The sequence below is a fragment of the Streptomyces sp. NPDC059355 genome (assembly GCF_042752335.1).
GTDB lineage: Bacteria > Actinomycetota > Actinomycetes > Streptomycetales > Streptomycetaceae > Streptomyces.
The window spans coordinates 18,344-37,941 of record NZ_JBHYXN010000026.1 but is presented as its reverse complement, the minus strand read 5'-3'; the positions used below and the strand labels follow the sequence as shown (position 1 = coordinate 37,941).

Below are 19,598 nucleotides of genomic sequence, written 5' to 3'. Positions count from 1 at the left end.
CGGGGCTGAGGCGAAACCAATGAAGATCCACAAGTACGACACCGTCATCGTCGGCGCGGGTGGCGCGGGCATGCGCGCCGCCATCGAGTCGACGAAGCGCAGCCGCACCGCCGTGCTGACGAAGCTCTACCCCACCCGCTCCCACACGGGCGCCGCGCAGGGCGGCATGGCCGCCGCGCTGGCGAACGTGGAGGAGGACAACTGGGAGTGGCACACCTTCGACACGGTCAAGGGCGGTGACTACCTGGTCGACCAGGACGCCGCCGAGATCCTGGCGAAGGAGGCCATCGACGCCGTCCTCGACCTGGAGAAGATGGGCCTGCCGTTCAACCGCACCCCGGACGGCACCATCGACCAGCGCCGCTTCGGCGGCCACTCGCGCAACCACGGCGAGGCGCCGGTCCGCCGGTCCTGCTACGCCGCGGACCGCACCGGCCACATGATCCTCCAGACGCTGTACCAGAACTGCGTCAAGGAGGGCGTGGAGTTCTTCAACGAGTTCTACGTCCTGGACCAGCTGCTGGTCGAGGAGGACGGCGTCAAGAAGTCGGCCGGCGTGGTCGCGTACGAGCTCGCCACCGGCGAGATCCACGTGTTCCAGGCGAAGGCCGTCATCTACGCCTCCGGCGGCACCGGCAAGTTCTTCAAGGTGACCTCCAACGCGCACACCCTCACGGGTGACGGCCAGGCGGCCTGCTACCGCCGCGGCCTGCCGCTCGAGGACATGGAGTTCTTCCAGTTCCACCCGACGGGCATCTGGCGCATGGGCATCCTGCTGACGGAGGGCGCCCGCGGTGAGGGCGGCATCCTCCGCAACAAGGACGGCGAGCGCTTCATGGAGAAGTACGCGCCGGTCATGAAGGACCTCGCGTCCCGTGACGTCGTCTCGCGCTCCATCTACACCGAGATCCGCGAGGGCCGCGGCTGCGGTCCGGCCGGTGACCACGTGTACCTGGACCTGACGCACCTCCCGCCGGAGCAGCTCGACGCGAAGCTCCCGGACATCACCGAGTTCGCGCGTACGTACCTGGGCATCGAGCCGTACACGGACCCGATCCCGATCCAGCCCACCGCGCACTACGCCATGGGCGGCATCCCGACGAACGTCCAGGGTGAGGTCCTGTCGGACAACACCACCGTCGTCCCGGGCCTGTACGCGGCCGGCGAGGTCGCCTGCGTCTCCGTGCACGGCGCCAACCGCCTCGGCACGAACTCGCTGCTGGACATCAACGTCTTCGGCAAGCGCTCCGGCATCGCCGCGGCGAAGTACTCGCAGGAGAACGACTACGTCGAGCTCCCCGAGAACCCGGCGCAGCAGGTCATCGACCAGGTCGAGCACCTGCGCAACTCCACGGGCAAGGAGCGGGTCTCCGACCTGCGCCTGGAGCTCCAGGAGACGATGGACGCCTGCGTGATGGTGTTCCGTACGGAGCAGACCATCAAGACCGCGGTCGAGAAGATCGCGGAGCTGCGCGAGCGCTACAAGAACGTGTCCGTCCAGGACAAGGGCAAGCGCTTCAACACGGACCTGCTGGAGGCCATCGAGCTGGGCAACCTGCTCGACCTGGCCGAGGTCATGGCCGTGTCCGCGCTCGCGCGCAAGGAGTCCCGCGGCGGTCACTACCGCGAGGACTACCCGAACCGCGACGACGTCAACTTCATGCGCCACACCATGGCGTACCGCGAGGTCGGAGCCGATGGCTCGGACTCGGTCCGGCTCGACTACAAGCCGGTCGTGACGACCCGCTACCAGCCGATGGAGCGTAAGTACTGATGGCTACCCCCACCCTGGAAAAGATGGAAGAGGCGGCCGCGGCCTCCCCGTACATCACGGTCACTTTCCGGATCCGCCGCTTCAACCCCGAGATCTCGGACGAGGCGCAGTGGCAGGACTTCCAGATCGAGATCGACCCGAAGGAGCGCGTGCTCGACGGTCTCCACAAGATCAAGTGGGAGCTCGACGGCACGCTGACCTTCCGCCGGTCGTGCGCGCACGGCATCTGCGGCTCCGACGCGATGCGGATCAACGGCAAGAACAGGCTCGCCTGCAAGACGCTGATCAAGGACATCAACCCGGAGAAGCCGATCACCGTCGAGGCCATCAAGGGCCTCACGGTGATGAAGGACCTTGTCGTCGACATGGAGCCCTTCTTCCAGGCGTACCGCGACGTCATGCCGTTCCTCGTCACCAAGGGGAACGAGCCGACGCGTGAGCGCCTGCAGTCGGCGGAGGACCGCGAGCGGTTCGACGACACCACGAAGTGCATCCTGTGCGCGGCGTGCACCTCGTCGTGCCCGGTGTTCTGGAACGACGGGCAGTACTTCGGCCCGGCGGCGATCGTCAACGCCCACCGCTTCATCTTCGACTCGCGTGACGAGGCCGGCGAGCAGCGGCTGGAGATCCTGAACGACAAGGACGGCGTGTGGCGCTGCCGCACGACCTTCAACTGCACCGACGCGTGCCCCCGCGGCATCGAGGTCACGAAGGCGATCCAGGAAGTCAAGCGCGCCCTGATCACGCGCCGCTTCTGACCTGGCGGTCTGCGTTCGTACGAGGGCCCCGCACCCCGGTTCCGCACCGGGGGGCGGGGCCCTCGCCCGTTCGGGTCATCACGCGGCTTCCGGCCGCGGGGCCCTGCCCCGTCCTACGATGATGCTCTCGACAGCGGCCCACGGGAGGCACGTGATGTCCGCAGCACCCGCTGAGCAGCCCCACGGCGAACCGGAGCCCGAGCGCACGCTCCTCGAAGAGGCCAACGCGCTCATGGAGCGGCTCCCCGGCTACCGAGTCGAGATCATCGGGGGACAGATCCTCGTGTCCCCACCAGCAGACGGCGCCCACGCGCGGGGCCTGACCGACCTCATGTTGCCCTTCCTCACGGCCGGGCTGCACGGAGAACAGTCGAAGGTCCTCCAAGCGATCGGCCTCTGGCTCCCCGACGGGGGCGAGGACTACGCCGTCCCGGACCTCTCCGTGGTCGACGCCGATTTCGAGGACCACCTCGTCGAGAACAACTGCTACGACCCCGTCACCTTCCGCCTGGTCCTGGAGGTAACCTCCAGCAACTACAGGACGGACCTGCGGACGAAGGTCGCCGCCTACGCGATCGCCAAGGTCCCGGTCTACGTGATCGTCGACCGTCGGCACGACCGGCTGCACGTGCTCACGGACCCGGTGGCGGACGAGTACCCCACCCACCGCGTCCACGCCCCCGGCGAGCTCGTCACGCTGCCCGAGTCGCTCGGCGCCAAGGTGACCCTGGACGTCGAGGCCGTGCTCGCGGCGGCGCGGCGCAAGCCCGAGGGCGAGGACGACGGCAAGTCCTGATCGGGGTACTCGCCCGGGAGCGGCTGTGGAAAGATCGAGCGCATGAGCGAGCAGCAGCCCAATCCGTACGCGAAGGACAACGGGGCTCCGGGGGGCCCGGGTTACGGGTACCCGCAGGGGTATCCGGCGACTCCGGGAACGCCCGGCTACGGGTACCCGGCCACTCCGCCCGCGCCCGGTTACGGCTACCCGCAGGGGACTCCGGCCGCGCCCGGATACCAGCCGACCACGGGCGGCGCCGGCATTCCGGCCCCCGGGCAGCCCCCGATGATGCCGCCCGTACAGCCCCAGGCGCACGGCGGGTCCGGGCTGGCCCTCGGCGACATCACCATCGCCGGAGACCAGATCATCACCCCGTCGGGCCCGATGCCGCTCAAGGGCGCGATGTGGAACGCCACGGACTTCTCGCGCACCGAGACGAAGATCCCGACGCACGCCGTCGTGCTCGCGATCGTCTTCTTCCTGTTCTGCCTGCTCGGCCTGCTCTTCCTCCTCATGAAGGAGAAGACCACCACCGGCTACATCCAGATCACCGTCACCAGCGGCGGCCGCCACCACTCCACGATGATCCCGGCGGTGGACGCCAGCACGTACCCCTGGGTCATGAACCAGGTCAACTACGCCCGTTCCCTCAGTATCTGACGGGTGATCGTCGGGTCGGTGATGCCGGTGTCGTCCGCCAGCATCACCGCCTTGCTGAGGATCAGCGCGAGCGTCCGGTCCCCCTCGAAGGGCAGGTACCCGGTCTCCGCCCCGGGGGCCGTGTGCCCCGCCGGGACGATGCACAGGTACTGGTCGCCCGGGTCCATGAGGATGTTCCCCGACCCGAGGTGGATCCGGTACCCGCGCAGCTCGCCGCGCACGTGCAGGAACCGGCCCTCGATCCGGCACCGGTCGGCGATGGCGAGCCTGGGGACCAGCCGCTCCAGCAGGAGCCGGCGGGTCTCGGCGCTCTGGTTCAGCTCGCCGAAGCCGTACGAGGTCCAGTACTCGCGGTAGCGGCCCTCGGGGCCGCCGTCCTGCCACGTCGGGTCGTTGCCGACGCTCGCCACGCCGACGAACAGGTCGACGTCGCGCAGGACTTCGCTGAGCACGAGCGCCGGCACCTCGGCCAGCGGAAGCGGGTCCACCGGGTCCGCACCGCCGCGCAGGTACATCGTGTACTCGCCGCCGCAGGCGTGCGCCCGGTTCTGCGGGGCGCCGATCGGGTAGAAGCGCACCTGGTCGGTGCGCAGCCGCAGGAAGCTGCCCGAGTCGGTGATGTCCTCGTACTCGCCGTCCCCGGTGTCCCCCTCGATCCAGTACTCGGCGCGCAGCCCCCACTGCGGCAGCTCGCGCACGGCGGGCGGCACGGAATCGTCCACGGCGAGGCGCAGCTTGTTGTGCCAGCCGCGGACGGCGGCCAGCGAGTGGAACTGGTGCTGGCGCAGGTAGTGCGCGGCGAACCGGTTCGAGTACGTGCCGGTGCGCAGCTCGGCGTCGGTCAGCGGGTACACCTCGCGGTGGGCCTGCTTGAACGGCTGGGTGATGTCGTGCCGTTCGATCCAGTCCCGCCAGGCGGCGGCCTCGGCCGGCTCGTGGTCGACGGGGTGCCAGAGGGTCACCTCGGCGCCCTCGGTGACCGGGGTGTCGGCGAGGGTGCGCAGCTCGCCGTCGGCGAAGCCGACCGGGGTGCCGTCCACCACCCACAGCAGGCGCCGGGCCAGGGTCCCGACCAGGGGGTGGTCGACGTACCGCTCGCGCCACTTCCCGTACGACCAGGCGCGGCGGGCGAGGAACTGCCGGTCCAGCCGCTCGGCCTGCGCCCCGAGCATCTTGTCGATGTCCTTGACGGCGGCCTTGAGCTCCTTGAGCTCCTCGGCGTGGTCCCGGCGCACCGCGGCGGGGACGCTCTTGACCGCCTTGCCGGCGGCGCTGCGCCAGGAGAGCACCGCCCTGGAGCCGCGGACCTCCACGAGGGCGGTGGTCTCGCCCAGCAGGTGCTCGGCGCGGCCGACGCCGGTCAGTCCGTACGCCGGGACGGCGAGCTCCTCGATCTCCTCGCGGCTGAGCCCGAGGGCGGCGGCCCGCGCCTCCAGGGCCGAGTCCAGCATCTTGAGGGTGCCCTTGAAGGTCACGCGGGTGGCCAGCCGGGCCAGCTCGGCCAGGGCCGCCTCGCCGTCGATGCGGGAGAGGGCGGTGACGCCCGCGTTGGCCACCTTGGGGCCGCGCGGGCCGAGTCCCGCGACCTTGCGCAGCGAGGTCTCGACGAGCGCGCCGAGCGCCCGCGCGGTGTCCGGGTGCGGGGGCAGGAGGGAGAGCAGCCAGGCCAGGCCGCGCAGGGCGTTGGCGTTGTGGGTGTCGTACGTGTCGTTCGGGTTCGGCCCGTAACGCTCCTCGTCCAGGGCGAGGGTGCGGGGCGCGCCGACGAGCCGGAGCCAGCCGAGCAGCCGCTCGCGCACCGCCTCCTCCCCGGCCTCCTCGACGAGCGCCCGGCCCGTCTTCTCCCACTTGGCGGTCGGCTTGGCGGCCGTCGCGGTCACGGCGTGCGCGAGGAGGGAGTGCCAGCGCTCCCCGTCCGCCAGGGCCCGGTCCGCCCAGGCCTCGCCGATGTTGAGCACGGGCTCCGCCAGCCGGGGGGTGAGCTCCGTGAGCGGCTTGTAGGAGTACGCGCTCATGGCGCTGCGGCGCAGGGCGGCGACGACGGCCGGCGGGACCGTACGGCCCTCGTCGAGCTCGGCACGGACCAGCTCCGGCACCCACCCGAGGTAATGGACCTCGCCCTTGCGGCCGATCTCGGCGAGCTTCTCGCGCCGGGCGGCGGTGAGCGGTTCGCCCCAGGCCAGGTCCCGCCCGACGGCGGCGGTGACGGCCAGCGCGTTCACCCGGGCCGGGGAGTCGTCCGCGAGGGAGGGCAGGAGCTCGGCGAACGCGTCCACAAGCCGCTGTCTGAACGCGGCGGGCCGGGCGTTCACGGCGGCCAGGAGGGCCGCCGCCTCCTTGTTGTTCCGCCAGTGGCCGCTGTACTGGAGGGCCGCCTTCAGCAGTGCGGTCCCGAGCTCCGGGGCGTTCTCCTCCTCCAGCGCGCGGTACGCGGCTTCGGCGTGGCTGCGGTTCGCCATGTCAGCCACCCACCAGGGCGACGAGCTTCAGGAAGGTGACCTCGGTGCCGAGCGGCAGGTCGACGACCTCGTCGATATCGGTGACCTGCCGGTCTCCGACGAGCACGAGGAACCCGTTGCGCCGGAAGGCGGCGAGCGCCGTCTCGGTCTCCTCGTCGCCGACTGGGCCCTGTGGGCGGGCAGCCGCCCGACCGACCCCGAGAACGACGCCAACGTCCATCCCAACGTCGCCGCCCAGCTGGCCCTGGTGGCCGTGGCTCCACGCGTCGGCGTGACCGTGATCGCGGGCGATCTCGTACGGGACGCGGCCTCGGGCGGCGCCGTCACCTTCGGCCGCTGCTGGAGGGCCGTCGGCTTCGGCGACCCGATCGTCAGCGCCACGGTCACAGGGCAGCAGATCCACGACGCGCTGGAGCAGCAGTGGACGACCGCGGCCAGCGGCGAACTCCTCTTCGCGCCGCTGGCCGTGTCCAGGAACGTCCGCTACACCTTCAACACCCTGGGCGGCGTCGGCGACCGCGTGGACCCGGCCGGTGTGTTCATCGACGGCGTCGCGCTCAGCCTCACCGGCACCTACCGCCTCGCCGCCCCCTCGTACACCTTCCTGGCGAACGACGGCTACGGAGCGCTGAGCGGCTTCGAGGCCCCGTACCGCCACCAGCGCGACTTCGAGAGCTTCGTCGCGTACGTCCGCGAGATCCAGACCCTCACCCCGGCCGCCCTGAACCGCGTCACCGCCGCCAACACCACCCGCCGCGGCGCCGACGCCGGCATCGTCCTGGACCGCGGCCCCCTCCTCTACCCCGACGGCACCCCGCTGCCCCGCCCGGAGGCCGCGATCCTCTCGGCCGACCCGGCCCACACCGACCACACCGACCCCCGCGGCCTCCGGCCGCCCTGCTGACCGCAGCGGCTCCGCCCACGTCGGGGACCACCGGCACCAAGAAGGCTTGAACCTGTTCAAAAAGAGGTCTACAGTCAGTCCTGCCAACGAGTTGAACACGTTCAAGGGGGCAGAGGCAATGGACCTCACCGTCGTCGCATACGTCATCTACCTGCTCATCAGCATCGGACTGACCGTCTGGGTCGCCCGCACGCTGAGCCGCAACGGCCGCATCTTCATCGCCGACGTCCTGCACGGGAACGAGAAGCTCGCGGACGCCGTGAACCACCTCCTGGTGGTGGGGTTCTACCTCGTCAACATCGGCTTCGTGACCCTCTACCTGCGCTCGGACGCGGGCATCGACTCGGCCCGCAAGCTCTTCGAGGCCCTGTCGGTCAAGCTCGGTGTCGTCCTGCTCGTCCTCGGCGTCATGCACCTCGGCAACGTCTGGGTGCTCAACAAGATGCGCCGTCGCGGGATCATGGAGCGCCAGCAGACCCCGCCGGTCGCCCCGCAGGCGTGGACCGCTCCGGCCGGGGCCTGAGCGATGACCACGGCGACGACGGCGCAGGCGACCCGGCACCTGACGGTGCTGTACGACGCCGACTGCCCGCTCTGCGTCCACATCCGGCACTGGCTCCTCGGGCAGCGCTGGCTGGTGCCGCTCCGGCTGATCCCGGCCGGGTCCTTCGCGGCGCAGGGGAAGTTCCCACAGCTCGACCACGCGTCGACGCTCCGCGAGATCACCGTCATCGGGGACTCGGGGCAGGTGTGGACCGGGACGGATGCGTTCATCGTGTGCCTGTGGGCGCTGGCGGAGCACCGGCCGAAGGCGAACTGGCTCGCCACCGCGGCGGGCCGGCCCTTCGCCCGGGCCGCCATGTACACGGCCTCCGCATGGCGCCAAGCCGTGCGGACCGGGCCCGGCGCGGACGGCGAAGCGGAGCCGCAGGCCCCGGCCTGTGGCGACCACTGCTCCGTACCCGGCTAGGCTCGTGCACCGTGACTGATCAGAAGGCTCCCAAGAGCGAGCAGACCCGCACGCTCATCCTCGAAACCGCGCTCCGTCTCTTCCAGGAGCGCGGCTTCGACAAGACGACCATGCGGGCCATCGCCAAGGAGGCAGGGGTCTCGGTCGGCAACGCCTACTACTACTTCGAGTCGAAGGAACACCTGGTCCAGGGGTTCTACGACCGGATCGGCGCCGCTCACCAGGCAGCGGTCCGGCCCATCCTGGACAGCGAGACCGATCTGCAGAAGCGGCTCGCGGGCGTCCTGACGAGCTGGCTCGACATCGCGGCGCCGTACCACGAGTTCGCCTCGCAGTTCTTCAAGAACGCCGCGGACCCGGAAAGCCCGCTCAGCCCCTTCTCCCCCGAATCGGAACCCGCCCGCAAGGCGGCGATCGACATGCACCGCGAGGTGCTGGGAGGCGCGAAGACGAAGGTCCCGGCCGAACTGGCCGACGTGCTGCCGGAGCTGATGTGGCTCTCGCAGATGGGGCTCGTCCTGTACTGGGTCTTCGACCGGTCCCCGGACAGCGAGAAGACCCGGCGGCTCGCGGAGCGCGGCGCGCAGCTGACGACGCGGGGCATCGTCCTGGCCCGGTTCCGGGTGCTGCGGCCGCTGGTGCGCGAGGTCCACGAGCTGTTCGCGGACTTCCTGCCGGGGATGGCGCAGGCGGCGGTGTCCAAGAAGAAGCGGGCATCCGACCCGGACGCCGACTTCGACCCCACGGCCGGCGCCGACGGACCGGCTACAGCCAGTTGAGCTCCCACAGGCGCCAGACGCCGGTCCCGTCGGAGAGGTACTGGGCTCCGGAGACGGAGTCGCGGGACATCACGTAGTCCTTCTTCTGCCAGATGGGCAGCATCGGGACCTGCTGGGAGACCAGCTTCTGGAGCTCGCGGAAGTCGGCGGCGGCCTGGCCGCGGTCCGAGAAGGACTGGGTCCGTGCGATGAGGCCGTCGATGGCCTTGTCGGAGAAGCCGTTGTTCATGCTGGAGTCGGCGCCGACGAGCGGGGCGAGGAAGTTGTCCGCGTCCGGGAAGTCGGCGATCCAGCCGATGGTGTAGGCGTCGAACTCGCCGGCCGCGTACGCCTTCTGGAAGTCGGCCCACCGGTCGACGGCCTTGATCTTGATCTGGAAGAGCCCGGTGGCCGTGAGCTGCTTCACGATCTCGTCGGCCTCCGCGACGTTCGGGCCGCGCGTGTTCACGCCGAGGGTGAGGGAGACCGGGGCGGTGATCCCGGCGTCCTTGAGCAGCTTCTTCGCGGCCGCACCGTTGGGCGCCGGGTAGGTGTCGAAGAACGGCGTGCTGTGCGAGGAGATGCCCGCCGGGACGAGGGAGTAGAGCGGGGTCACCGTGCCGTGGTGGATCTCGCCGGCCACCTTGGAGCGGTCGATGACCGCGGAGATGGCCTGGCGCACGGCGAGCGGCGCGGTCGTCGAGCCGGGGCGGACGTTGAAGACCATGCTGCGGGTCTCGGAGCCGCCGGAGGCCTGGTACTTCGTGTCCTTCAGGCCCGGGTTGAGGCCCGCGAGCACCTCGGGCGGCATGTCGCGGTGGGCGACCTCGACCTCGTGGCCGGTCCAGGCCTGGTTGAGCTGGACCGAGTCCTTGTAGTACCGGACGGTGACGGCCGTCTTGGCGGGCTGCTTGGACTGGCCGCGGTAGGCCTGGTTCGGCTTGAGCTCGGCACTGGTGCCGGCCTCGTACGCGCCGAGCGTGAAGGGGCCGGAGCCGTCGACCTTGCCGTCCTCGCGGAGGGACTTCGCCGGGTACTTCTCCTTGTCGACGATCGAGGCGGCGCCCGTCGCGATCTTGAACGGGAAGGTGGCGTCCGGCGCGGAGAGCGTGAAGGTGACGGTGCGGCCGTCGGCCTTGACCGACTGCAGGGTGTTGAACAGGGGCGCCGGACCCTGGTCCGAGTTGATCGCCTTGATCCGGTCGAAGGAGTGCTTGACGTCCTCCGCGGTGATGGCGCGCCCGTTCGAGAACTTCAGGTCGGGGCGGAGCTCGCACTGGTACGTGGTGAGCTGCGCGCCGGTGAACTTGCAGGCGGAGGCCGCGTCCGGGACCGGGGTGTCGGAGCCGGTCTTGATGGTCAGGAGCGACTGGTAGACATTGCTGAACAGGGCCCAGGAGCCCGCGTCGTACGCCCCGGCGGGGTCGAGGGACGAGACCACGTCGCTCGTCCCGACCCGCAGGGCGGTGCCGCTGCCGCGGCCCTCCTCCGGAAGCAGCTGCCAGGCGCCGACACCGGCCACGCCGATCACCAGCCCCGCCGCGATGACCTTCGAGCGGACAGACTTCACCCTTGACCCCACCCCACCCATGAAAATGCCATGGTTTGACTCGCCCACCGGATCCCCATGTCCGATTAACGGTCATCCCATCACGGAATTTCAGCCTCGGGAAGGCTGATTCACGGCGGGTCGTTACCGGTTGCGCCCGGTCACGCCTGGTATGAGGCGAGTTCGACGACCGTGATGTCGGACGGGGCCCCGACCCGGACCGGCGGCCCCCAGGCGCCCGCGCCGCGCGAGACGTAGAGCTGGGTGTCGCCGTAGCGCTCCAGCCCGGCGACGGTCGGGTTGGCGAGCTCGGCGAGGTAGTTGCCGGGCCAGAGCTGGCCGCCGTGGGTGTGGCCGGAGAGCTGGAGGTCGACGCCGTGGCGGACGGCGTCGTGGATGACGACCGGCTGGTGGGCCATGAGCACGGCGGCGCGGGACGGGTCACGGTCGCCGAGGGCGGCCGTGAAGTCCGGACCGTGGCCCTCCGTCTCGCCCGCCACGTCGTTGACGCCGGCGAGGTCGAAGTACGGCAGAGGTCGGCGGGCGTTCTCCAGCGGGGTGAGGCCGAGCTCGCGGACGTGGTCGATCCACTGCTGGGCGCCGGAGAAGTACTCGTGGTTGCCGGTGACGAAGAACGAGCCGTGGCGGGCGGAGAGCCGGCGCAGGGGTTCGGCGGCGGGGCCGAGGTCGTGGACGCTCCCGTCGACGAGGTCGCCGACGACCGCGATGAGGTCGGGCTGCGTGCGGTTGATCGTCTCGACGATGCGGGTGGTGTGGGCGCGGCCGAGGACGGGGCCGAGGTGGATGTCGCTGACGACGGCGATGCGGAAGCCGTGGGCGGCCCGGGGGAGTTTGGCCAGGGGGACCTGGACGCGCTTGACGCGGGGGCCGCGCAGGACGCCGTACGTACCGGTGGCCACGGTGCCGGTGGCCACGAGGGCTGCCGCGCCGCCCACCGCTCGCGCGACGAACTGGCGGCGGGTGGCTCCGCCGGGGGGCGGGGTCGGCTCGGCCGCTGCGGCGGGCGCTTCCGTCGGCGGGGCCGGGGTGTCGAGGTCCGGGCCGGGGCCGGGGCCCTGCGGGGCGGGTCCAGTGCCCGCCCTTCCACCGTTCCCCGGGGCTTCGCCCCGGACCCCGGAAAGAACAGGGGGCTTCGCCCCCGTGCCCCCGCGCCTCAGCAGGAGTGCGCGTACCGGCTCCGCCACCAGCATCGCGAGGCTCAGGTACAGGAGGACCGCCAGCCACATGTAACCCGGCCAGGCCACCGACTGTTGGAGCCAGAAGGGGGCGCCTGCGCGGCCCGTGGTGAGGGCGGCCAGCGAGAGGAGCGGGAGTGCGAAGGCGAGGGTGGTGCCGATGCGGCGCGCCGTGCCGCGCGGGCGCGTCGTGTCGCGGACCAGCCGGATCCACAGCCAGCGGTGGACCAGGACCAGCAGGGCCAGGACCGCCAGCGCGATTCCCGCGAAGAGCAGGATTCTCATGCGTCCGGGCCCCGGCGTGATTCACGCCGCAGCGCGAGGACTCCGCGCAACCCGATCACACCAACGGCCGTCCCCAGGAGAAAGGAGGCGATGGCCAGGAGAAGGTGTACCCAGAAGTAGGCCGTCGGCTCGCCCGCCGCGTCGAATGCCAGACCACTGGCGTCCTTCCACAGGTTCCGGACGAAAGTTGCCCAGATGAACCAGCTCCACACTCCGAAGGCGAGCAGGAACCAGGAGACGGCGCGGCTGAGTTTCATGCCCCCAGTATCGGTTTGGTCCCCAGGACGGACGCGTCGGGGTGGGCTGTACCGGCGGTGGTTCGGCCACGTTGGCCGGTCCCTGACGGTCGAGCGCCGATCGGGATGTACTTTCACCTGCGTGTCTGCAAAGAAGACCGCGCTGACGGTCCTTTCCGCCGGGCTGCTCGTCCCCGCCATGCTCGTGGTGCCCGCGCACGCCGCGCCCACCCCTCCGACGGACGCGAAGGGGCAGCCGCCCAAGGCTCCGGCCGCGGCCGCGCCGCCGGCGTCGATGTCCACCGTCGGAGGAGCCCTGCTCGGCAAGCCGGGCGTGCAGGTCAACCTGCTCGCCGGGGCCCCCGCGCTGCCGACGAGTCTGACGGGGCGTTCGTGGATCGTCGCCGACGCCGAGACCGGCGAGGTGCTGGCCGCCAACAACGCGCACTGGCGGCTGCCCCCGGCCTCCACCCTGAAGATGCTCTTCGCGGACACGGTGCTGCCGAGCCTGCCGAAGGACCAGGTCCACAAGGTCACCGAGCAGGAGATGGCGGGCGTCGGCGCGGGCTCCAGCCTGGTCGGGGTCAAGGAGGACCACGAGTACTCGGTGCACGACCTGTGGCTCGGGGTGTTCCTGCGGTCCGGGAACGACGCCGTGCACGTGCTGGCCTCCATGAACGGCGGCATCGACAAGACCGTCAAGGACATGCAGGCGCACGCCGAGGAGCTCCAGGCCCTCGACACGCACGTGGTGTCCCCGGACGGGTACGACGCCCCGGAGCAGGTGTCGAGCGCGTACGACCTCACCCTCATCGCCCGCTCCGGACTGCAGAAGCAGGACTTCCGGGAGTACTGCGGGACGGCGGAGGCGAAGTTCCCGGGGCGCCAGGAGGCCGGGAAGCCGCGCGAGTACTTCGAGATCCAGAACACCAACCGGCTGATGACGGGCTCCAGCGGGCTCTCCCCGTACAAGGGCATCGCGGGGGTGAAGAACGGCAACACGACCATGGCCGGGTCGACCTTCACCGGCGCGGCGCAGCAGGGCAACAAGAAGCTGCTGGTCACGGTGATGAACCCGGCCTCGGGCGGGCTGAACTCGGTCTACGAGGAGACCGCCGACCTCTTCGACTGGGGGTTCGCGGCGATCGGCAAGGTCAAGGCGGTGGGCGAGCTGGTCCCGCCGAAGAGCGCGGACACCTCCTCGCTGGGCTCCCCCGCCCAGTCGCACGAGCACAACTCGTCGGCGGCCGGTGAGGGCGCGGGCGGCGGTGTCGGCACCGCGCTAGGGGTCGCGGGCGGTGCGCTGGCCGTGATCGCGGTCGGGGCGTACGCGGTCAACCGGCGCTGGCCGCGCGGCCCGCGCGGCCGCCGCAGCGGCGGCGGCGACGACCAGGTGGCCTAGGGAGTGTCGTCAAAGTAGCGCCGGCCAGACGGGACTTTGACGACACGACCCAGGCGCGCCCTAGGTGGTCCGGGCCGCCGCCTGGTTCCCGGGCTCCTCGGGCTCCGCGGGCCCCACGGGCTCCTGCGCACGGCCGTCCGCGTCTGCGCGGGTGGCCGTCCAGGCGGAGCAGTACAGCAGCAGCTTCGCCATGAGGTTGATCCAGATCAACAGGGCGACCGGCACGCCGAAGGCCCCGTACATGCTCTTCGCGGCGACCCCGCGCATATAGCCGCTGAGCAGCAGTTTCAGCAGCTCGAAGCCGGCCGCTCCGAGGAGGGCGGCCTGGACGAGGCTGCGGCGCGGCGGTTCGACGCCGGGCAGCAGGGTCAGCACGTACAGCAGGATCAGGAAGGCGGCGAGGACACCGACGAGGAAGGCTCCGGTGCGCAGGAGCGCGCCGCCCGCGCCGTGCTGCGGCACGCCCAGCCAGCCGCCGAACTTGCCGACCGCGCTGGAGCCGAGGATCGAGGCGGCCGCCGAGGCCAGGCCCACGCCGCCGAGGCCGACGAGGACGAGTGCGTCCTTGCCCTTGCGCAGGACGGGGTTCCCCAGGTCCTCGTCATCCTTCTCCCACACCGCGCGCAGGCAGTCCCGCATCGAGCCGACCCACCCGATGCCGGTGACGAGCAGCAGGGCGCCGGCGACGAGGCCGACCGTGCCCGCGTTGGCGACGAGGCCGTTGATGTCGAGCTGGTCGGAGATGCCGGGGACCTGCTCGGCGAGGTTCTTCTGGAGCCGGTCCAGCTGCTCCTGGCTGAGCAGCGCCGCGCCGATGACGGCGGCCACGGTGATCAGAGGGAAGAGCGCGAGGAAGCTGATGAAGGTGATCGCGGAGGCGAGGCGGCTCCAGTGGACCCGGTCGAGGCGTTCGTAGGCGCGCCAGGCATGGGTCCGCATCAAACGGACCACGAGCGGGCCGATCACCGGGAGTTTCGTCAGCCAGTCCATGGGGTCACGGTAAATGAGGGGGCGGAAATAGCCGGGATTGCCGGGTTCGGGCGCTACGGTCGTCGATTGTGACTTTTCGCGAAGTGCTTCCGACGGGCTGTTCATTCCCCACTCTGGTCCTACGTACGCTCCGCTTCCACGCCCGCAAGACCCTCAGGCCACTGCGTCAGGAGCGCGCTGCGGCGCCGTCGCCCGCGGCTCCCGCGGCAGGCGCCGCCTCATCGACCGGTGAGCCCGGCTGCGCCGGGACCCCGGCGATCGGGCCCGCGCCGAAAGGGTATTCACGCAGCTTGCGCCAGACCCCGTCCGAGCCCTGCTCGTAGAGCGCGAAGCCGGTGCAGGTCCACTGCGCCGCGTAGTCGGCGAGGGTGGCGGACGCCAGGTCCATCGCCTCCTCGGAGATCCCGTGGGCGACCGTGACGTGCGGGTGGTACGGGAACGCCAGCTCGCGGCCGAGCGGCCCGTCCGGGTCGCGGACCAGGCCCTGGAGCCGGGTGCAGCCCGTACCGCCCTCGACGACCTGGACGAAGACGACCGGCGAGAGCGGGCGGAAGGTTCCCGTCCCCTCCAGCCGCATCCCGAAGGGGCCGAAGGCGGCCGCGACCTCGGCCAGGTGTGCCCTGATCTGCGGCAGCCGGTCCGCCTCCACCTCGGTGGGCGGGACGAGGGTGACATGCGTGGGGATGCCGTGCGCGGCAGCGTCCCCGAAGCCGGCGCGCAGCTGCTGCAGCCGGCTGCCGTACGGCTCCGGGACCGCGATCGAAACGCCGAGCGTTACGGTCCCCACGTATGTCTCCTCCGTCGTCTGGTGTGTACGGGTTGCGTACGGGTCCTGCCGACCCAGTGTGGGGCCAGCACCCCCCGGATTGCCAGGGCCTCCGGCGGTCAGTGCTTCGCGGGCACCAGGCCGAGGCGGTCGTAGGCCTGTGCCAGGGTCTCGGCGGCGACCGCGCGGGCCTTCTCCGCGCCCTTGGCCAGGATGGAATCCAGGGTCTCCGGGTCGTCCAGGTACTCCTGGGTGCGCTGCTTGAACGGTGTGACGAAATCGACCATCACGGCCGCCAGGTCGGTCTTCAGCGCGCCGTAGCCCTTGCCCTCGTACGAGGCCTCCAGGGCCGGGATCGACTCGCCCGTGAGGGTGGAGTAGATCGTGAGCAGATTGCTGACGCCGGGCTTGTTCTCGGTGTCGAAGCGGACCTCGGCCTCGGTGTCGGTGACCGCGCTCTTGATCTTCTTCTCGGTGGCCTTGGGCTCGTCGAGGAGGTTGATCAGGCCCTTCGGGGAGGACGCCGACTTCGACATCTTGATCGACGGGTCCTGGAGGTCGTAGATCTTCGCGACCTCCTTGACGATGTGCGCGGCGGGAACCGTGAAGGTCTGGCCGTAGCGCTGGTTGAAGCGCTCCGCCAGGTCGCGGGTCAGCTCGATGTGCTGGCGCTGGTCCTCGCCGACCGGGACGGCGTTCGCCTGGTAGAGCAGGATGTCGGCGACCTGGAGGATCGGGTACGTGAAGAGCCCGACGCTGGCGCTGTTGACGCCGCCCTTGGCGGACTTGTCCTTGAACTGGGTCATCCGGCTGGCCTCGCCGAAGCCGGTGATGCAGTTCATCACCCAGCCGAGCTGTGCGTGCTCGGGGACGTGGCTCTGGATGAAGAGCGTGCAGCGGTCCGGGTCGAGGCCGGCGGCGAGGAGCTGGGCCGCGGAGAGGCGGGTGTTGGCGCGCAGGTCCTTCGGATCCTGCGGCATGGTGATCGCGTGCAGGTCGACGACCATGTAGAACGCGTCGTGCGTCTCCTGCAGGGCGACGTACTGGCGGATGGCTCCGAGGTAGTTCCCGAGGTGGAACGAGCCGGAGGTGGGCTGGATGCCGGAGAGCGCGCGAGGACGATCAGAAGCCATGGCTTCATTCTCTCAGGTACGGCGGCCGCGGCGGCCCGCACCCGTCCGGAAATCCCCCGGGGCCGAGGCCCCGGGGAGGGGACCGGTCAGGAGAGCGGGAGGCCCGGGGCGGGGAAGGCCGCCATCAGGTCCGCGACCTCGGCGCGGACCGCCGCGAGGGCCGGCTCGTCCGACTTGGCGGCGGCGTCCACGGCGCGGGACATCCACTCCGCCACCAGCGGCATGTGGTCCGTCCCCAGGCCCCGCGAGGTCAGGGACGGGGTGCCGATGCGGATGCCCGACGGGTCGAACGGCTTGCGGGGGTCGAACGGGACCGTGTTGTAGTTCACGACGATCCCGGCGCGGTCCAGCGCCTTGGCCGCCACCTTCCCCGGCACCCCCCGCGAGGTCAGGTCCATCAGGATCAGGTGGTTGTCCGTACCGCCCGACACCAGGTCGAAGCCCCGGTACAGCAGCGCCGCCGCCAGGGCCTTGGCGTTGGCGACCACGGCGTGCGCGTACGTCACGAAGGACGGCTGCGCCGCCTCGTGCAGGGCCACCGCGATGCCCGCAGTCGTCTGGTTGTGCGGCCCGCCCTGGAGGCCCGGGAAGACCGCCTTGTCGATGGCCTTCGCGTGCTCCTCCCGGCACATCAGCATCGCGCCCCGCGGGCCGCGCAGCGTCTTGTGCGTGGTCGTGGAGACCACGTCCACGTGCCCGACCGGCGAGGGGTGCGCCCCGCCCGCGATCAGGCCGGCGATGTGCGCCACGTCCGCGACGAGGACCGAGCCCGCCTCCCGGGCGATCGAGGAGAACGCCTCGAAGTCGATCGTGCGCGGGAGCGCCGTACCGCCACAGAAGATGATCTTCGGCCGCTCCGCCAGCGCGAGCTCGCGCACGGCGTCGTAGTCGATCAGGCCCGTCTCGGCGGACACCCCGTACTGCACGCCGCGGAACCAGGACCCCGTCGCCGAGACCCCCCAGCCGTGCGTCAGGTGCCCGCCCATCGGCAGGGCCATGCCCATCACCGTGTCGCCCGGCTCGGCGAAGGCCAGGTACACCGCGAGGTTCGCCGGGGAGCCGGAGTACGGCTGGACGTTGGCGTGATCCACCCCGAACAGGCCCTTCGCCCGCTCGACGGCCAGCGCCTCGACGCGGTCGATGTTCTGCTGGCCCTCGTAGTAGCGGCGGCCCGGGTAGCCCTCGCTGTACTTGTTCTGCAGCACCGTGCCGGAGGCTTCGAGCACGGCGGCGGACACGTAGTTCTCGCTCGGGATCAGACGCAGGGTCTGCGCCTGCAGGGTCTCCTCGGCGGCGACGAAGGACGCCAGCTCGGGGTCGACTGCGGTCAGGGCGGGGTGGCGGCTCGCGCTCATGGCGGCTCCTCCGGGGTCGATGTCGGCTCTCGTCCCCGCGAGGCCCAGGCGAGCGGCCCTGTATGCGGTCGTGCGCGCACGACTCCCCCGGAGTTGGTTCTCCGTACGCCAGTCGCCGTGCGTACCGCTCACCTTAGCGGGCGGTCCACAAGAAAGGTTTCCCCGTCCGGTATACGAGCGACGTATAGCCGTATACAAGGTGACGTGACGCAGGTGACGCCACCCCCGTCACCTCCATCGCCCTCGTCACGTCCATCACGCCCGCACCGACGATCGGAGACCCCGTGTCGACAACTGCTGAAGCGCTGCGTTCCGCCGAGGCGCACAGTGCGCACAACTACCACCCGCTGCCCGTCGTCGTGGCGTCCGCGGAAGGCGCGTGGATGACCGACGTGGAGGGCCGCCGGTTCCTGGACATGCTCGCGGGCTACTCGGCGCTCAACTTCGGCCACGGCAACCGCCGTCTGCTCGATGCGGCCAAGGCGCAGCTGGAGCGCGTCACCCTCACCTCGCGGGCCTTCCACCACGACCGGTTCGCCGATTTCTGCGGTGAACTCGCCGCGCTGTGCGGCAAGGAGATGGTGCTGCCGATGAACACCGGCGCGGAGGCCGTGGAGACGGCGGTGAAGACCGCCCGCAAGTGGGGTTACGAGGTCAAGGGCGTGCCGGACGGCCAGGCCAAGATCGTGGTCGCGGCCAACAACTTCCACGGCCGTACGACGACCATCGTGAGCTTCTCGACGGACCACGAGGCGCGCGACCACTACGGGCCCTACACCCCCGGGTTCGAGATCGTTCCGTACGGGGACCTCACCGCGCTGGCGGCGGCCGTCACGGCGAACACCGTGGCCGTGCTGCTGGAGCCGATCCAGGGCGAGGCCGGGGTGCTCGTGCCGCCGGCCGGCTACCTGCAGGGCGTACGGGAGCTCACGCGCGAGCGGAACGTCCTGTTCATGGCGGACGAGATCCAGTCAGGGCTGGGCCGGACCGGGAAGACCTTCGCGTGCGAGCACGAGGACGTCGTACCGGACGTGTACATCCTCGGCAAGGCGCTGGGCGGCGGCGTGGTCCCGGTCTCGGCCGTCGTCGCCGACCGGGACGTGCTCGGGGTGTTCCGGCCCGGCGAGCACGGCTCCACCTTCGGCGGCAACCCGCTGGCCTGCGCGGTCGCCCTGGAGGTGATCGCGATGCTGCGCTCCGGCGAGCACCAGCAGCACGCCGCCGAGCTCGGCGACCACCTGCACCGGGAGCTGAACCTGCTGGTCGGCGGGGGCGCCGTGACCGCCGTACGCGGGCGGGGGCTGTGGGCGGGCGTCGACATCGACCCGGCGCACGGCACGGGCCGGGAGATCTCCGAGGCGCTGATGGAGCGGGGCGTGCTGGTCAAGGACACGCACGGGTCGACGATCCGGATCGCACCGCCGCTGGTGATCGGCAAGGAGGACCTGGACTGGGGCCTGGACCAGCTGCGCGAGGTGCTGGCCGCGGGCTGACGCGTCCGCCGTGGGGGGGGGCCCGCCGGCCCGCGCCCCCACGGCCGGGCACCCCCACAACTGGTGAGGGGGGCGAGGAGCCGGGGTGAAAGTACCGGAAACGGCCCGCCCCATGGCCGGAGAGCAACCCCC

General features: G+C 71.0%; 18 protein-coding genes and 1 riboswitch. Of the genes, 10 read left to right on the top strand and 8 right to left on the bottom strand.

Translation table 11 applies throughout. The features are described from left to right. The first annotated feature begins 19 nt into the window (after positions 1–19). The 4 genes from sdhA (at position 20) to ACFXGI_RS23890 (ending at position 3,970) form a co-directional block, all read left to right on the top strand. Positions 20–1,774 carry a succinate dehydrogenase flavoprotein subunit gene (gene sdhA / locus ACFXGI_RS23905; RefSeq protein WP_384710102.1) on the top strand — a complete coding sequence of 585 codons (1,755 nt, stop codon included), beginning with the start codon at positions 20–22 and terminating at the stop codon, positions 1,772–1,774. After that, complete coding sequence (locus ACFXGI_RS23900; RefSeq protein ID WP_384710099.1) at positions 1,774–2,532, top strand: succinate dehydrogenase iron-sulfur subunit; 759 nt, start codon at positions 1,774–1,776, stop codon at positions 2,530–2,532. The genes sdhA and ACFXGI_RS23900 overlap by 1 nt, the downstream gene beginning before the upstream one ends. Positions 2,533–2,686: 154 nt before the next feature. After that, positions 2,687–3,328 (top strand): Uma2 family endonuclease, encoded by a 642-nt coding sequence (locus ACFXGI_RS23895; RefSeq protein ID WP_384710096.1) that lies wholly within the window; start codon positions 2,687–2,689, stop codon positions 3,326–3,328. A 42-nt stretch (positions 3,329–3,370) separates the two neighbouring features. Beyond that, positions 3,371–3,970 (top strand): hypothetical protein, encoded by a 600-nt coding sequence (locus tag ACFXGI_RS23890; RefSeq protein ID WP_384710093.1) that lies wholly within the window; start codon positions 3,371–3,373, stop codon positions 3,968–3,970. Here ACFXGI_RS23890 and ACFXGI_RS23885 read toward each other — a convergent pair. Then, entirely contained in the window at positions 3,946–6,429 is a 2,484-nt protein-coding gene (locus tag ACFXGI_RS23885) for a DUF4132 domain-containing protein (RefSeq protein WP_384710090.1), read from the bottom strand. The two genes, ACFXGI_RS23890 and ACFXGI_RS23885, sit on opposite strands and share 25 nt — an antisense overlap. Between ACFXGI_RS23885 and ACFXGI_RS23880 the strand changes: the two genes are divergently transcribed. From ACFXGI_RS23880 to ACFXGI_RS23865, 4 genes are all read left to right on the top strand, one after another. Beyond that, complete coding sequence (locus ACFXGI_RS23880) at positions 6,428–7,333, top strand: 5'-nucleotidase (RefSeq protein ID WP_384710087.1); 906 nt, start codon at positions 6,428–6,430, stop codon at positions 7,331–7,333. The genes ACFXGI_RS23885 and ACFXGI_RS23880 overlap by 2 nt on opposite strands. 118 nt (positions 7,334–7,451) lie before the next feature. Further along, complete coding sequence (locus ACFXGI_RS23875; protein WP_384710084.1) at positions 7,452–7,856, top strand: hypothetical protein; 405 nt, start codon at positions 7,452–7,454, stop codon at positions 7,854–7,856. A gap of 3 nt (positions 7,857–7,859) precedes the next feature. Next, positions 7,860–8,303, top strand: coding sequence for a thiol-disulfide oxidoreductase DCC family protein (locus tag ACFXGI_RS23870; RefSeq protein WP_384710081.1), 444 nt, complete (start codon positions 7,860–7,862; stop codon positions 8,301–8,303). Positions 8,304–8,314: 11 nt separating this feature from the next. Then, complete coding sequence (locus ACFXGI_RS23865) at positions 8,315–9,082, top strand: TetR/AcrR family transcriptional regulator (RefSeq protein WP_384710077.1); 768 nt, start codon at positions 8,315–8,317, stop codon at positions 9,080–9,082. Here the strand turns inward: ACFXGI_RS23865 and ACFXGI_RS23860 are convergent. From ACFXGI_RS23860 to ACFXGI_RS23850, 3 genes are all read right to left on the bottom strand, one after another. Further along, on the bottom strand, positions 9,069–10,631 hold the full coding sequence (locus ACFXGI_RS23860; protein ID WP_384710075.1) for an ABC transporter substrate-binding protein: 1,563 nt from the start codon (positions 10,629–10,631) through the stop codon (positions 9,069–9,071). The genes ACFXGI_RS23865 and ACFXGI_RS23860 overlap by 14 nt on opposite strands. Before the next feature lie 140 nt (positions 10,632–10,771). Next, positions 10,772–12,091, bottom strand: coding sequence for a metallophosphoesterase (locus ACFXGI_RS23855; RefSeq protein ID WP_384710072.1), 1,320 nt, complete (start codon positions 12,089–12,091; stop codon positions 10,772–10,774). Continuing rightward, positions 12,088–12,348 carry an SCO4848 family membrane protein gene (locus ACFXGI_RS23850; RefSeq protein WP_030154873.1) on the bottom strand — a complete coding sequence of 87 codons (261 nt, stop codon included), beginning with the start codon at positions 12,346–12,348 and terminating at the stop codon, positions 12,088–12,090. The genes ACFXGI_RS23855 and ACFXGI_RS23850 overlap by 4 nt, the downstream gene beginning before the upstream one ends. 121 nt (positions 12,349–12,469) lie before the next feature. Between ACFXGI_RS23850 and ACFXGI_RS23845 the strand changes: the two genes are divergently transcribed. Further along, positions 12,470–13,729 (top strand): D-alanyl-D-alanine carboxypeptidase family protein, encoded by a 1,260-nt coding sequence (locus tag ACFXGI_RS23845; protein ID WP_384710069.1) that lies wholly within the window; start codon positions 12,470–12,472, stop codon positions 13,727–13,729. A gap of 60 nt (positions 13,730–13,789) precedes the next feature. On the opposite strand, the gene ACFXGI_RS23840 is transcribed toward ACFXGI_RS23845, so the two are convergent. The 4 genes from ACFXGI_RS23840 to glyA form a co-directional block, all read right to left on the bottom strand. Continuing rightward, on the bottom strand, positions 13,790–14,719 hold the full coding sequence (locus ACFXGI_RS23840; protein ID WP_384710066.1) for a YihY/virulence factor BrkB family protein: 930 nt from the start codon (positions 14,717–14,719) through the stop codon (positions 13,790–13,792). Between the two features lie 166 nt (positions 14,720–14,885). Then, positions 14,886–15,506 (bottom strand): 2'-5' RNA ligase family protein, encoded by a 621-nt coding sequence (locus ACFXGI_RS23835; RefSeq protein ID WP_384710063.1) that lies wholly within the window; start codon positions 15,504–15,506, stop codon positions 14,886–14,888. A gap of 98 nt (positions 15,507–15,604) precedes the next feature. Further along, positions 15,605–16,618 (bottom strand): tryptophan--tRNA ligase, encoded by a 1,014-nt coding sequence (trpS, locus tag ACFXGI_RS23830; protein WP_030865198.1) that lies wholly within the window; start codon positions 16,616–16,618, stop codon positions 15,605–15,607. Between the two features lie 86 nt (positions 16,619–16,704). After that, entirely contained in the window at positions 16,705–17,973 is a 1,269-nt protein-coding gene (gene glyA / locus ACFXGI_RS23825) for a serine hydroxymethyltransferase (protein WP_384710059.1), read from the bottom strand. 35 nt (positions 17,974–18,008) lie between these two features. After that, positions 18,009–18,099, bottom strand: a riboswitch (ZMP/ZTP riboswitch). A 158-nt stretch (positions 18,100–18,257) separates the two neighbouring features. Between glyA and rocD the strand changes: the two genes are divergently transcribed. Beyond that, positions 18,258–19,466, top strand: a complete 1,209-nt coding sequence (gene rocD, locus ACFXGI_RS23820; protein WP_384710056.1) for an ornithine--oxo-acid transaminase — start codon at positions 18,258–18,260, stop codon at positions 19,464–19,466. Positions 19,467–19,598: the final 132 nt, after the last annotated feature.

Excerpts from the sequence above, each read along its gene's own strand:
- glyA (WP_384710059.1), bottom strand. The coding sequence starts at position 17,973 with ATGAGCGCGAGCCGCCACCCCGCCCTGACCGCAGTCGACCCCGAGCTG.
- ACFXGI_RS23855 (WP_384710072.1), bottom strand. The coding sequence starts at position 12,091 with ATGAGAATCCTGCTCTTCGCGGGAATCGCGCTGGCGGTCCTGGCCCTG.
- ACFXGI_RS23885 (WP_384710090.1), bottom strand. The coding sequence starts at position 6,429 with ATGGCGAACCGCAGCCACGCCGAAGCCGCGTACCGCGCGCTGGAGGAG.
- ACFXGI_RS23840 (WP_384710066.1), bottom strand. The coding sequence starts at position 14,719 with ATGGACTGGCTGACGAAACTCCCGGTGATCGGCCCGCTCGTGGTCCGT.
- ACFXGI_RS23875 (WP_384710084.1), top strand. The coding sequence starts at position 7,452 with ATGGACCTCACCGTCGTCGCATACGTCATCTACCTGCTCATCAGCATC.
- ACFXGI_RS23880 (WP_384710087.1), top strand. The coding sequence starts at position 6,428 with ATGTCAGCCACCCACCAGGGCGACGAGCTTCAGGAAGGTGACCTCGGT.
- ACFXGI_RS23895 (WP_384710096.1), top strand. The coding sequence starts at position 2,687 with ATGTCCGCAGCACCCGCTGAGCAGCCCCACGGCGAACCGGAGCCCGAG.
- ACFXGI_RS23890 (WP_384710093.1), top strand. The coding sequence starts at position 3,371 with ATGAGCGAGCAGCAGCCCAATCCGTACGCGAAGGACAACGGGGCTCCG.
- ACFXGI_RS23900 (WP_384710099.1), top strand. The coding sequence starts at position 1,774 with ATGGCTACCCCCACCCTGGAAAAGATGGAAGAGGCGGCCGCGGCCTCC.
- ACFXGI_RS23870 (WP_384710081.1), top strand. The coding sequence starts at position 7,860 with ATGACCACGGCGACGACGGCGCAGGCGACCCGGCACCTGACGGTGCTG.
- sdhA (WP_384710102.1), top strand. The coding sequence starts at position 20 with ATGAAGATCCACAAGTACGACACCGTCATCGTCGGCGCGGGTGGCGCG.
- trpS (WP_030865198.1), bottom strand. The coding sequence starts at position 16,618 with ATGGCTTCTGATCGTCCTCGCGCGCTCTCCGGCATCCAGCCCACCTCC.
- ACFXGI_RS23850 (WP_030154873.1), bottom strand. The coding sequence starts at position 12,348 with ATGAAACTCAGCCGCGCCGTCTCCTGGTTCCTGCTCGCCTTCGGAGTG.